The 12,412-nt window shown below is 66.7% G+C and carries 11 protein-coding genes; 2 read left to right on the top strand and 9 right to left on the bottom strand.

The window, feature by feature from the left end; all coding sequences use genetic code 11:
• Window positions 1–20: 20 nt before the first annotated feature.
• Window positions 21–1,757, bottom strand: coding sequence for an ABC transporter substrate-binding protein (locus P2PM1_RS15680; protein ID WP_186399704.1), 1,737 nt, complete (start codon window positions 1,755–1,757; stop codon window positions 21–23).
• Between the two features lie 188 nt (window positions 1,758–1,945).
• Between P2PM1_RS15680 and P2PM1_RS15685 the strand changes: the two genes are divergently transcribed.
• Complete coding sequence (locus tag P2PM1_RS15685) at window positions 1,946–2,770, top strand: DeoR/GlpR family DNA-binding transcription regulator (RefSeq protein WP_186399705.1); 825 nt, start codon at window positions 1,946–1,948, stop codon at window positions 2,768–2,770.
• Window positions 2,767–4,320: a glycerol-3-phosphate dehydrogenase gene (gene glpD / locus P2PM1_RS15690; protein ID WP_186399706.1), complete on the top strand. Its 1,554-nt coding sequence runs from the start codon at window positions 2,767–2,769 to the stop codon at window positions 4,318–4,320. Before P2PM1_RS15685 ends, glpD begins: the two co-directional genes overlap by 4 nt.
• A 144-nt stretch (window positions 4,321–4,464) precedes the next feature.
• On the opposite strand, the gene P2PM1_RS15695 is transcribed toward glpD, so the two are convergent.
• The 8 genes from P2PM1_RS15695 to P2PM1_RS15730 form a co-directional block, all read right to left on the bottom strand.
• Complete coding sequence (locus P2PM1_RS15695) at window positions 4,465–5,442, bottom strand: ABC transporter substrate-binding protein (RefSeq protein WP_186397413.1); 978 nt, start codon at window positions 5,440–5,442, stop codon at window positions 4,465–4,467.
• 34 nt (window positions 5,443–5,476) lie between these two features.
• Window positions 5,477–6,655 carry an ABC transporter permease gene (locus P2PM1_RS15700; protein ID WP_244301537.1) on the bottom strand — a complete coding sequence of 393 codons (1,179 nt, stop codon included), beginning with the start codon at window positions 6,653–6,655 and terminating at the stop codon, window positions 5,477–5,479.
• On the bottom strand, window positions 6,652–7,521 hold the full coding sequence (locus P2PM1_RS15705; RefSeq protein WP_244301557.1) for an ABC transporter permease: 870 nt from the start codon (window positions 7,519–7,521) through the stop codon (window positions 6,652–6,654). Before P2PM1_RS15705 ends, P2PM1_RS15700 begins: the two co-directional genes overlap by 4 nt.
• Window positions 7,522–7,564: 43 nt before the next feature.
• The gene (locus P2PM1_RS15710; RefSeq protein ID WP_186390205.1) at window positions 7,565–8,356 is read right to left on the bottom strand and encodes an ABC transporter ATP-binding protein; all 792 of its coding nucleotides are present in this window, start codon (window positions 8,354–8,356) and stop codon (window positions 7,565–7,567) included.
• 121 nt (window positions 8,357–8,477) lie between these two features.
• Window positions 8,478–8,864 carry a hypothetical protein gene (locus P2PM1_RS15715; RefSeq protein WP_186399708.1) on the bottom strand — a complete coding sequence of 129 codons (387 nt, stop codon included), beginning with the start codon at window positions 8,862–8,864 and terminating at the stop codon, window positions 8,478–8,480.
• Window positions 8,865–8,872: 8 nt separating this feature from the next.
• Entirely contained in the window at window positions 8,873–10,330 is a 1,458-nt protein-coding gene (hydA, locus tag P2PM1_RS15720; protein ID WP_186399709.1) for a dihydropyrimidinase, read from the bottom strand.
• A gap of 118 nt (window positions 10,331–10,448) precedes the next feature.
• Window positions 10,449–10,736 (bottom strand): GIY-YIG nuclease family protein, encoded by a 288-nt coding sequence (locus tag P2PM1_RS15725; protein ID WP_208985304.1) that lies wholly within the window; start codon window positions 10,734–10,736, stop codon window positions 10,449–10,451.
• Between the two features lie 397 nt (window positions 10,737–11,133).
• On the bottom strand, window positions 11,134–12,384 hold the full coding sequence (locus P2PM1_RS15730) for a Zn-dependent hydrolase (protein WP_186399710.1): 1,251 nt from the start codon (window positions 12,382–12,384) through the stop codon (window positions 11,134–11,136).
• Window positions 12,385–12,412: the final 28 nt, after the last annotated feature.

Consider the following 12,412-nt stretch of genomic DNA (forward strand, 5'->3'; position numbering starts at 1 on the left):
GCTCGCGTGAGCCGAAAGGCTCAGTTCTCTGCCCAGCGCTTGACCAGTTCGTCGTAGTTGACGGTCTCGCCCTGCGGCTTCTCGTTGTCGAGCTTGGCCTTGGCGCCGCCCTTGCCGATCCACTCGGACGGGTCCTTCGGCTCGTTGATGCGCGGGCCGCAGCCGCCATAGGTGTTGTTGGCCTCGTCGGCACGCTGCATGCGGATCATGATCGTGTCCATCTCGTCGGCGAGACGGTCCATGGCCTCCTGCGGCGTGAACGCACCCGAGTTCACGTCACCGATCTGCTGCCACCACAACTGGGCGAGCTTGGGATAGTCCGGCACGTTGATGCCGGTCGGCGTCCACTTGTCCCGCTCGGGCGAGCGGTAGAACTCGACCACGCCGCCGAGCTTCGACGCACGCTCGGAGAAGGACTCATGCCGGATCGAGCTGTCGCGGATGAAGGTGAGACCGACATGGCTCTTCTTCAGGTCGACGGTCTTGGAGACGACGAACTGGGCATAGAGCCAGGCCGCCTTGGCGCGGTCGGTCGGCGTCGACTTGAGGATCGTCCAGGAACCGACGTCCTGATAGCCGACCTTCATGCCCTCTTCCCAATAGGGACCATGCGGGCTCGGAGCGGCGCGCCACAGCGGCATGCCCTCGTCGTCGACCGTGTTGTTGCCCTCGGCCTTGGACTTGACCATCTCGGCCAGGAAGGCCGTGTACCAGAAGATCTGCTGGGCGACATTGCCCTGGCTGAGCGCCGGCAGCGACTGGTAGAAGTCGTAGTCGGCCGCACCCGGAGGCGCGTATTTGCGCAGCCACTCGTCCCACTTGGCGATGGCGTAGACGGCGGCCGGACCGTTGGTGGCGCCGCCGCGGGCGACCGACGCACCCGACGGATTGCACGAGCCTTCCTCCATGCGGATGCCCCATTCGTCGATGGGACGGCCGTTGGGCAGGCCGGGCGAGCCGGCACCGGCCATCGACAGCCAGGCGTCGGTCATGCGCCAGCCGAGATCGGGGGCGCGCTTGCCGTAGTCCATGTGGCCGTAGATGCGGACGCCGTCGATCTCCTTGACATCCACGGAGAAGAACTCGGCGATGTCCTCATAGGCCGACCAGTTGACCGGCACGCCGAGATCGTAGCCGTATTTCTCCTTGAACCGGGCCTGCAGGTCCTCGCGGTCGAACCAGTCCTTGCGGAACCAGTAGAGATTGGCGAACTGCTGGTCCGGGAGCTGGTAGAGATCGCCGTCCGGGCCGGTGGTGAAGGCAAGACCCATGAAGTCGCCGAGATCGAGCGTCGGCAGGGTGACGTCCTTGGCCTCGCCGGCCATCCACTCGGTCAGGTTCACGGCCTGCTGCAGGCGCGAATGCGTGCCGATCAGGTCGGAATCGTTGACATAGGCATCGTAGAGATTGCGATTGGTCTGCATCTGGGTCTGCACCGCCTGGACGACCTCGCCCTCGCCCAGGATCTGGTGGTTGACCTTGATGCCGGTGATTTCCTCGAAGGCTTTCGCAAGAACCCTCGATTCATACTCGTGTGTCGGAATACCTTCCGACAGCACGTTGATCTCCATCCCGCGGAACGGTTCGGCCGCCTTGATGAACCAGTTCATTTCCTCGATCTGCTGGTCCTTGGTCAGGGCGGAGGGCTGGAACTCGGTCTCGATCCAGCGCAACGCATCTTCGGGACCGGCGAAAGCCGAACCCGCGCCAGCCATCAGCGCGACGGCCGCAACAGCCGTCAGCATCTTGTATCTCATGTGCAGTCCTCCCTTGCACGTCTGCAATATGACTATCAAACGAAAAAAAATGAACGTCAACTCGAAAATCGACTTGCCATTCCTTGCTCTCAAGAGGCAAAATTTGTCTGCTTCCGACAGAATGTTGCAGGTGCGAACGAGACCCGCCTAAGACCCGCGCCATATCGAAAAAAAACGAAAGATCACCCATGGAGCCCGTAACCCCCCGGCAGAGCGAGATTCTCGACCGCGCGCGACGCGCCGGACGGGTCGATGTGGATGGGCTTGCGGCGGACTTCGACGTCACGCCGCAGACCATCCGCAAGGACCTCAACGACCTGTGCGAGCGCGGCATGCTGCAGCGCGTGCATGGCGGCGCCGTGCTGCCCTCGGGCATCGCCAACTACGCCTATGACGCAAGGCGCCAGCTCGCGGCCGAGGAGAAGCGGCGGATCGGCCTGCGCGCCGCCAGCCTCATTCCCGACAATGCCTCGATCATGCTCAATATCGGCACCACCACCGAACAGGTGGCCAGGGCCCTGCGCCAGCATGACGGCATCATGGCGATCACCAACAACATCAACGTCGCCAACATCCTGCGGGCGGCGCCGGCCGTCGAGGTGATCATCGCCGGCGGCCAGGTGCGCGCCTCGGACGGGGGCATCGTCGGCGAGGCGGCGGCCGACTTCATCCGCCAGTTCAAGGTCGACTACGCGCTGATCGGCGCCTCGGCGATCGATCCGGACGGGACGATCTTCGACTACGACTTCCGCGAGGTGCGCGTCGCCCGCGAGATCATCACCCATGCGCGGCAGACGATCCTCGTCGCCGACAACATGAAATTCGAGCGCAGCGCTCCGGTGCGCATCGCCCACATGTCGCAGATCGACATCTTCGTCACCGACAAGGCCCCGCCCGAGCCGGTGATGGAGATCTGCCGCGAGCATGGCGTGCGCGTCGAGATCGCCGGAGACGGGGACCCCGACGCCGGCGGCGCGGAGCCCGAGGACGGCCGGGGAGGCCACAGGAAATGACTGCAGCGACGCAAGCGGCGGAGTTCGACATCCTGGTCATCGGCGGCGGCATCAACGGCTGCGGCATCGCCCGCGACGCGGTCGGGCGGGGCTATTCCGTCTGCCTTGCCGAGATGAACGATCTCGCCAGCGGCACCTCGTCCTGGTCGACCAAGCTGATCCATGGCGGGTTGCGCTACCTGGAGCATTACGAGTTCCGCCTGGTGCGCGAGGCGCTTGGCGAGCGCGAGCTCCTGTGGGCCAACGCACCGCACATCATCCGGCCGATGCGCTTCGTGCTGCCGCACCAGAAGGGCCTGCGGCCGCGCTGGATGCTGCGCCTCGGCCTGTTCCTCTACGACCATCTGGGGGGCCGCAAGCTGCTGCCGGGAACCCGGACGCTGAACCTTGCAAGCGACCCGGCCGGCGGGCCGCTGAAGGACGGGTTCGGCACCGGCTTCGAATATTCCGACTGCTGGGTGGACGATGCAAGGCTGGTGGTGCTCAACGCCCGCGACGCCGCCGACCGGGGGGCTCAGGTCCACACCCGCACCGAGGTGGTGGCGCTGGAGCGCGAGGGCGACATCTGGCGCGCCACCCTCAAGGACCGGGAGAGCGGCGCGACCCGCTCCGTCACCGCCCGGCTTGCCGTCAACGCCGCCGGGCCCTGGGTCGACCGGGTGCTGAAGGGCGCGTTGAAGCGCAACGACACCCACAATGTCCGGCTGGTGCAGGGCAGCCATATCGTGGTGCGCAAGCTGTTCGACCACGACCGCGCCTATATCTTCCAGAACGGCGACGGGCGCATCGTCTTCGCCATTCCCTACGAGCAGGATTTCACCCTGATCGGCACCACCGACCGCGACTACGAGGGCGATCCGGCCGACGTCGCCGCGACGGAGGAGGAGATCGTCTACCTGACCGAGGCGGCGAGCGAGTATTTCCGCAAGCCGATCACCCGCGGCGACGTGGTGTGGACCTATTCGGGCGTGCGGCCGCTGTTCGACGACGGCGCCTCCAAGGCGCAGGAGGCGACCCGCGACTATGTGCTGAAGCTCGACGAGGGCGGGCGCCGCGACGGCGCGGCATTGATCAACATTTTCGGCGGCAAGATCACCACCTATCGGCGCCTTGCCCTCTCCGTGCTGGAGATGATCGAGAAGGCGCTCGGCGCCAAGGGACCGGACTGGACGGCGACGGCCTTGCTGCCGGGCGGCGACTTCCCGACCACCGGGCTTGCCGACCTCGAAGCCGCTCTTGCACGCGACTTCGCCTTCCTGCCGCGCCCGCTCATTGCCCGCCTCGCCCGCAGCTACGGCACCAGGGCGCGCGACCTGCTGGCCGGCGCGACCTCGATCGACGACCTCGGACCGCATTTCGGCGCCGATCTTTACGGCCGCGAGGTCGCCTATCTGATGCAGCACGAATGGGCCCGGCGCGCCGAGGACGTGCTGTGGCGACGCAGCAAGCTGGGCCTGCGGGTCTCCGCAGAACAGGCGCAGGCGCTGGAGGCCTGGATGGCCGGGCGCCTCGACACCGCCGCCCCGGCCGAACGCAGCCAGGGCGTCTGAAGCCAGCGTGCCGGAAGCCAGAGCACCCGAAGCCAGAGCTTGCACCGAAACGCAAACCGCCGGACGGGAGGCCCGTCCGGCGGTCTTTTCTTGCGAGGAATGCGCCTGTCCCGAAAAACAGGACCGAGGAGCAGAGCTGATCAATCAGAGCTGGTCGGTCACCACGGTGGTGGTCGCGCCGACCGGCTCCTTGGTGATCACCGGGTCGGAGCCGCCGCTCAGCAGCGTGTTGACCGTGCGCTGGTAGTCTTCCATGTCCAGCCGGCCGTCGGAGCCTTCCGTCAGCTTGTTGATCTCGCGGACCATGCGCTTCTGGTGGTTCTCGGTCTGGGCGCCGGTGGCGTCGTTCTCCAGCACGATCTCCGCCGCCTCGTCCGGGTTCTCGCGGGCATAGTCCCAGCCCTTCATGGTGGCGCGGACGAAGCGGGCCATCTTGTCGACGAAGGCCGGGTCGGAGAGCTTGTCCTCCATCACATAGAGCCCGTCCTCCAGCGTCGCGACGCCCTGCTCCTCATACTTGAAGACCACGAGATCGCTTTCGGCGATGCCGGCGTCGATCACCTGCCAGTATTCGTTGTAGGTCATGGTCGAGATGCAGTCGGCCTGCTTCTGCAGCAGCGGATCGACGTTGAAGCCCTGCTTCAGCACGGTGACGCCGTTCGGCCCGCCATCGGTCGGGATGCCGAGCTTGCTCATCCAGGACAGGAACGGATACTCGTTGCCGAAGAACCAGACGCCGAGCGTGCGGCCGCGGAAGTCCTCCGGCTTGGTGATGCCGGTCTCCTTCAGGCAGGTCAGCATCATGCCCGACGCCTTGAACGGCTGGGCGATGTTGACCAGCGGCACGCCGCGCTCGCGGCTGGCGAGCGCCGCCGGCATCCAGTCGATGATCACGTCGGCGCCGCCGCCGGCGATCACCTGCGGCGGGGCGATGTCCGGCCCGCCCGGCTTGATCGTGACGTTGAGCCCCTCTTCCTCGTAGAAGCCCTTGTCCTTGGCGACGTAATAGCCGGCGAACTGGCCCTGCGTGACCCATTTGAGCTGCAGCGTGACGTCGTCGGCCGCCTGCGCGGGACCGAATGCCAAGGCAAACGCGGCGGCGGCTAGCAAAGTCTTCCTCATTTCCTGCTCCCTCTGGTGATGCAGCCGCCGTCCGTTATCGCCGGACTGACGGATGCCAAAACGTGACCGCCCGCTCCGCGAGGGTCACCAAGCCGTAGAACAGCGACCCCGCAAGCGCGGCGACGGCGATCGAAGCCCAGACCATGTCGATGTTCATCCGCCCCACCTCGGTGGAGATGCGGAAGCCCATGCCGACGATCGGCGTGCCGAAGAATTCGGCAACAATGGCCCCGATCAGCGCCAGCGTCGAGTTGATTTTCAGGGCATTGAAAACGAAGGGCATGGCCATCGGCAGGCGCATCTTGAGCAGCGTCTGCGGATAGTTTGCCGCGTAAGTGTGCATCAGGTCGAGCTGCATGCGGTCGGCGGCGGCAAGCCCCGTCACCGTGTTCACCAGCATCGGGAAGAAGGTCATGATGACGACGACCGCCGCCTTGGACGGCCAGTCGAAGCCGAACCACATGACCATGATCGGGGCGACGCCGATGATCGGCAGGGCCGAGACGAGATTGCCGATCGGCAGCAGCCCGCGCCGCAGGAACGGCACCCGGTCGACCAGGATGGCGACCAGGAAGCCGGCGCCGCAGCCCAGGGCATAGCCGATGAGAACCCCCTTCAGGAAGGTCTGGCGGAAGTCGGCCCACAGCACCTCGGGCGAGGCGAGGAGCCGCACCCAGATGTCGGAGGGCGGCGGCAGCAGCACCTTGGGCACGGCAAAGCCGACCACCAGCACCTGCCACAGGATCAGCAGCCAGGCGCCGAAGGTGAGCGGGATGGCGAGCGCGATGGCGCGGCCCCACAGCGGCTGCCGGGGCTTCAGCCCGGCCATTTCCTCCACCGACAGCCAGGCGATGGCCCAGGCGACGACGACAAGGGCCCAGAAGCCGGATCCCGCCTGGCCCGGATGGGCGGCGATCAGCGAGATCAGCACGAAGGCCATGAGATAGGAAACGGCCGCGAGCAGGCCGGCGGCCCGCGGCCCGCGCAGCAGGCACAGGCGATAGGGCGCCAGCACGATCACCGCGGCTAGCACCATTGCCGCCAGCAGCGGAAAGGCAAGCAGCCCGAGCTGCAGCGTGTCGGAGGCGATCACCGGCATCATCGTCGCGACCAGGGCGAGGGCGAGCGCCAGCGAGGCCAGCACGGTTCTCACCGCGCCGAGCCGGTGCGGCCGCGGCGCCGGTGCGGGGGTCGTCCCCTCCCGCGCGCTCATCGCCGCATCCCCATGCGCTTCAGCGCCAGCCGCTCGGCGACGCCGATCAGCGCCACGAGCGTTGCCGCCAGCACGGCGGCGGCGATCAGCGCCGACCAGATCTGCACCGTCTGGCCGTAATAGGAGCCCGACAGCAGGCGGGCGCCGAGGCCGGCGACCGCACCGGTCGGCAGTTCGCCGACGATGGCGCCGACAAGGCTCGCGGCAACGCCGACCTTCATCGAGGCAAAGAGATAGGGCATCGCCGAGGGCAGGCGCAGCTTCCACAGCGCCTGGGCGGGCGAGGCCGAATAGGTCTTCATCAGGTCCATCTGGATCGCCTCGGGCGAGCGCAGGCCCTTCACCATGCCGACCGTCACCGGGAAGAAGGAGAGATAGGTCGAGATCATCGCCTTCGGCAGCAGGCCGGAAATGCCGATGGCGTTCAGCACCACGATAATCATCGGCGCGATGGCAAGGATCGGGATCGTCTGCGAGGAGATCACCCAGGGCATCAGGCTCTTGTCGAGGACCCGGCTGTGCACGACCAGGATCGCCAGGCCGATGCCGAGGGCGGTGCCGAGCACGAAGCCGAGCAGGGTCGAGGACAGGGTGATGCCGCCGTGATAGACGAGGCTGCGCTTGGAGGTCACCGCCTTGTTGGCGGTGGTGTCCCACAGCTCGACCGCCACCTGATGCGGGGCGGGCAGCACGGGGCGGTCCTGCGACAGCGTGTCGGCAACGAGCTGCGCCAGCGGCGCCTCCTCGATGCCGCCGCGCTTGTACATGTCGCGCTGGAACGGCGCGTTGAGCATCACCGCCGCCAGATACCAGACGGCGATGATCGCCGCGACGACCACCAGCACCGGCCCGGCGGTGCCCTGCATCAGGCCGGCGAAAGGCGAGCGGGCGGGCGGCGCCAGCGAGGCCTCAATCGTCATAGCTGTGCCCCGCCCGCAGCCCCTCGCGCACCCGGTGGGCGATCTTCAGGAATTCCGGCGTCTCGCGGATGTCGAGCGTGCGCTCGCGCGGCAGGTCGCTTTCGATCACGTCGTAGATGCGGCCCGGACGCGGGCACAGCACCACGATCCTGGTCGACAGGAACACAGCTTCCGGGATCGAATGGGTGACGAAGACCACCGTCTTGCGGGTCTTGGCCCACAGTTTCAGCAATTGCTCGTTGAGGTGATCGCGAACGATCTCGTCGAGCGCGCCGAACGGCTCGTCCATCAGCAGCAGGTCGGGATCGAAGGACAGCGCGCGGGCGATGGAGGCGCGCTGCTGCATGCCGCCCGACAGTTGCCAGGGATATTTGCGCTCGAAGCCGGAGAGGTTCACCAGCTCCATGTTGCGGCGGATGCGCTCCTCGCGCTCTCCCTTCGCAAAACCCATGATCTCCAGCGGCAGGGCGATGTTGTCGGCGATGGTCCGCCAGGGATAGAGCGCGGCGGCCTGGAAGACATAGCCATAGGCGCGCTTCAGCCGCGCCTCCTCCGGGCTCATGCCGTTGACGCTGATCGTGCCGCCGGTCGGCGCCTCCAGATCGGCGATCACCCGCAGAAGCGTGGTCTTGCCGCAGCCGGACGGACCGATCAGCGAGACGAAATCGCCCTCGCCGATCGACAGGTCGATGTCCGACAGGGCATGCACCGGGCCGTCATTGGTCTCGAAGGTCAGCGACAGGTTCTCGATGTCGATCACGCTGCGCTCCGGCCCGGTCATCCTTGCGTCCCCTGTCGCCCTTGCGGCGTCCTTGCTTGCATCTGTCGCGATCATGACCGGACTTGCGGCTCCCTGCATCCATCTCGATCCGTGCCCATCGCCCCGCACCCGCCCGTCCGGGTCATGGCGCGCAGCGCATCAACGGTCCCCATGTCATCCCGTCGGGAAAGGCGACGAGATAGCCCTCGCCTTCCCGCCGCAGGGTGAGGGTGAAGGGCGTCACCTCCTCCTCGCCTTCCTCGTGGCACTGCGCGAGGATTTCCAGGCCGTCCGCCCGCATCCGCCGCTCCGGCGAAAAGGCGCAATAGGAGACGGCGGTGGAAATGCCCTCGTCGTCCATCAGGAAGAAGAACTCGGGCCCCGTCACCGCTCCCCCCTCTGCCGCCCCCGCGGCCATCAGAGCGCAGCCTTCCGCATCGCCGTAGCGCCCGTCGATCGCCGTCGTGTCGGCGGCGGCCGGCGCGCCGGCAAGGAGCAGAGCCAGAAAGGGCAGCAACCGGATGGTCATGTCGTCCCTCACACGCCGCTTGCAGGAATGCCCGAGCGCTCCACCTTGCGCGGCGAGGTCAGTTCCTTCCAGGTCGACAGCGCCGCGTTGACCGCCTGGAACGGCGGGCGAGCGACAAACTTGCCGTGCCCCTCGCGCGTCTTGATCGCACCGTCCTCGATGGCGACCTCGCCTCGGGTCAGTGTGAAGCGCGGCAGGCCCTTCACCTTTTTGCCCTCGAACACGTTGTAGTCGATGGCCGACTGCTGGGTCGCGGCGGAAATCGTCTTTTCCTTCTGCGGATCCCAGACCACCAGGTCGGCATCGGCGCCGACCAGGATCGCCCCCTTCTTCGGGTACATGTTGAGGATCTTGGCGATGTTGGTCGAGGTCACGGCGACGAATTCGTTCATGGTCAGCCGGCCGGTGGCGACGCCATGGGTCCACAGCATCGGCAAGCGGTCCTCGAGCCCGCCGGTGCCGTTGGGGATCTTGGTGAAGTCGCCGAGCCCGGTGCGCTTCTGCTCCGTGGTAAAGGCGCAGTGGTCGGTCGCCACCACCTGCAGCGTGCCCGCCTGCAGGCCGGCCCACAGGCTGTCCTGGTGCTTCTTGTCGCGGAAGGGCGGCGACATCACCCGGCGCGCCGCATGGTCCCAGTCGGGATGGCGATACTCGCTCTCGTCCAGCGTCAGGTGCTGGATCAGCGGCTCGCCATAGCAGCGGATGCCGTTCTGCTTGGCCCGGCGGATCGCCTCATGCGCCTGTTCGCAGGACGTGTGCACCACATAGAGCGGCACGCCGGCCATGTCGGCGATCATGATGGCGCGGTTGGTCGCCTCGCCTTCCACCTCTGCCGGGCGCGAATAGGCATGGGCTTCCGGCCCGTCATTGCCCTCGGCCATCAGCCTGGCCTGCAACTGGGCGACCACGTCGCCGTTTTCCGCATGCACCATCGGCAGGGCGCCGAGCTCGGCGCAGCGCTGGAACGAGGCGAACATCTCGTCGTCGTCCACCATCAGCGCGCCCTTGTAGGCCATGAAATGCTTGAAGCTGTTGATGCCCTTGTCGCGCACCACCGCTTCCATGTCGTTGAACACCTGCTCGCCCCACCAGGTGATCGCCATGTGGAAGGAGTAGTCGCAATTGGCCCTGGTCGACTTGTTGTCCCACATGGTCAGCGCTTCCAGCAGCGACTGGCCGGGCGAAGGCAGGCAGAAATCCACCACCATGGCGGTGCCGCCGGCAAGGGCGGCGCGCGTGCCGCTCTCGAAATTGTCGGCGGAATAGGTGCCCATGAAGGGCATTTCCAGGTGCACATGCGGGTCGATGCCGCCCGGCATCACGTAGCAGCCGGTCGCGTCGAGCACCTCGTCGCCGGAAAGGTCCGGCCCGATCTCGACGATCCTGCCGCCGTCGATTTTCACATCCGCGCGGTAGGTGAGATCGGCCGTGACGACCGTTCCGCCCTTGATCACTTTGCTCGCCATCGCTGTTCCCCAATCTCGTCTGTCGTTTCCTGACAACTCACCCGCGTGCCGCTCGCGCCTCTCTCCGGCGTCATCCCGGGCAAGGCGAAGCCGCGACCCGGGACCGGAGAGCCACAAACTATCGGTTCATCGTCTCATACAGGTCGGCCCATTCCGGGTTCATCGTCTCGATCAGCTCGAACTTCCATTTTCGGTGCCATCGCTTGATCTGCTTCTCCCTGCGAATGGCATTTTCGATGTCGTCGTACTCTTCGTACCAGACCAGCGCCTTCACGCCGTAGCGCGCGGTAAAGCCGGAAACGAGGCCGGTGCGATGCTCATACGCCCGTCTCGCAAGATCCGTCGTCACGCCCGTGTAGAGGGTCTCGTATGGCCGCGAGGCCATGATGTAGACCCATGACGCCACCCATCACCCTCCCCGGCTCGCCGATCCCGGATCTCGCTGACGCTCGTCCGGGAAGACGCGGCAAGGCAGTGCCCAACTCTCGCGCCCCGCCTGTCGCTCCATCCTCTCCCTCGCCCTCACGGGCAAGGCAGCGCCAACTCTCAAATCCCACCCTTCACACCACCCCCTCCGGCGTCATCCCGGGCAAGGCGAAGCCGCGACCCGGGATCGGAGAGCCACAAACCGGCCTGCCGCGCACCGCCGCTTTCCGCGTGCGCGGAAAGGCAGCGCCAACTCTCGAACCCCACCCTGCACACCACCCTCTCCGGCGTCATCCCGGGCAAGGCGAAGCCGCGACCCGGGACCGGAGAGCCACAAACCTGTCCGGCACGCGCGCCATCACCACGCGCGCCAGCGCTCACTCCACGATCTCCGCCGCTTCCAGCACCGCATGCAGCAGCACGTCGGCGCCGGCCCGCGCCCACTCCTTGGTGATCTCCTCGGCCTCGTTGTGCGACAGCCCGTCGACACAGGGGCACATGATCATCGCCGTCGGCGCGACCTTGTTGATCCAGCAGGCATCGTGACCGGCGCCGGAGATGATGTCCATGTGGCTGTAGCCGAGCTTTTCGGCGGCATTGCGCACGGCCTTGACGCAGGTCTCGTCGAAGGTCACGGGATCGAAATGGCCGACCGCCTCGATCGTCGCCATCAAGCCCAGATCCTCGGCGATCTTCGGCACGCGCGCCTCGAACTCCGCCTTCATCGCGTCCAGCGTCTGCCGGTCGGGCGAGCGGAAGTCGACGGTGAACACCACCTTGCCGGGGATGACGTTGCGCGAGTTGGGATAGACGTCGCAATGGCCGATGGCGCCGACCGCGCGCGGCTGGTGCTTCATCGCGATCTCGTGCACCAGCTCGGTCATCCGCGCCATGCCGAGGCCGGCATTGCGGCGCATCGGCATCGGCGTCGAGCCGGTATGGCTGTCCTTGCCGGTCACCGTCACCTCCAGCCACCACAGGCCCTGGCCGTGGGTGACGACGCCGATATCCTTGCCCTCGGCCTCCAGGATCGGGCCCTGCTCGATATGCAGCTCGAACATCGCGTGCATCTTGCGCGCGCCGACCGCTTCCTCGCCGACCCAGCCGATGCGCTTCAGCTCCTCGCCGACCGTCTTGCCGTCCGCGTCCTTGCGCGCATAGGCCCAGTCGAGGTCGTGCACCCCGGCAAAGACGCCGGAGGCCAGCATGGCGGGGGCAAAGCGCGTGCCCTCCTCGTTGGTCCAGTTGGCGACGACGATGGGCCGCCTGGTGCGGATGTTGAGGTCGTTGAGGGTGCGCACCAGTTCCAGGCCGCCGAGCACGCCGAGCACGCCGTCATATTTGCCGCCCGTCGGCTGGGTGTCGAGATGCGAGCCGACATAGACCGGCAGGGCGTCCGGATCGGTGCCCGGCCGCGTCATGAACATGTTGCCCATGGTGTCGACGCCCATGCTCATCCCGGCCGCCTCGCACCAGGCCTGGAACAGCTTGCGCCCCTCGTTGTCGGCATCGGTCAGCGTCTGGCGGTTGTTGCCGCCGGCAACGCCCGGGCCGATCTTCGCCATCTCCATCAGGGCGTCCCACAGGCGGTCGGCGTCGATGCGCAGGTTCTTGCCCGGTGCGGTCATTCAGGTCACTCCCTCGGTCGATCCTCAG

The sequence above is a fragment of the Stappia sp. P2PMeth1 genome (genome assembly GCF_900185735.1).
GTDB lineage: Bacteria > Pseudomonadota > Alphaproteobacteria > Rhizobiales > Stappiaceae > Stappia.

What these genes read in the sequence shown, in the direction of transcription:
- P2PM1_RS15705 (WP_244301557.1), bottom strand. Translation starts at nt 7,521, where the DNA reads ATGCAGGGCACCGCCGGGCCGGTGCTGGTGGTCGTCGCGGCGATCATC.
- P2PM1_RS15715 (WP_186399708.1), bottom strand. Translation starts at nt 8,864, where the DNA reads ATGACCATCCGGTTGCTGCCCTTTCTGGCTCTGCTCCTTGCCGGCGCG.
- P2PM1_RS15685 (WP_186399705.1), top strand. Translation starts at nt 1,946, where the DNA reads ATGGAGCCCGTAACCCCCCGGCAGAGCGAGATTCTCGACCGCGCGCGA.
- P2PM1_RS15710 (WP_186390205.1), bottom strand. Translation starts at nt 8,356, where the DNA reads ATGACCGGGCCGGAGCGCAGCGTGATCGACATCGAGAACCTGTCGCTG.
- P2PM1_RS15695 (WP_186397413.1), bottom strand. Translation starts at nt 5,442, where the DNA reads ATGAGGAAGACTTTGCTAGCCGCCGCCGCGTTTGCCTTGGCATTCGGT.
- P2PM1_RS15680 (WP_186399704.1), bottom strand. Translation starts at nt 1,757, where the DNA reads ATGAGATACAAGATGCTGACGGCTGTTGCGGCCGTCGCGCTGATGGCT.
- hydA (WP_186399709.1), bottom strand. Translation starts at nt 10,330, where the DNA reads ATGGCGAGCAAAGTGATCAAGGGCGGAACGGTCGTCACGGCCGATCTC.
- glpD (WP_186399706.1), top strand. Translation starts at nt 2,767, where the DNA reads ATGACTGCAGCGACGCAAGCGGCGGAGTTCGACATCCTGGTCATCGGC.
- P2PM1_RS15700 (WP_244301537.1), bottom strand. Translation starts at nt 6,655, where the DNA reads ATGAGCGCGCGGGAGGGGACGACCCCCGCACCGGCGCCGCGGCCGCAC.
- P2PM1_RS15730 (WP_186399710.1), bottom strand. Translation starts at nt 12,384, where the DNA reads ATGACCGCACCGGGCAAGAACCTGCGCATCGACGCCGACCGCCTGTGG.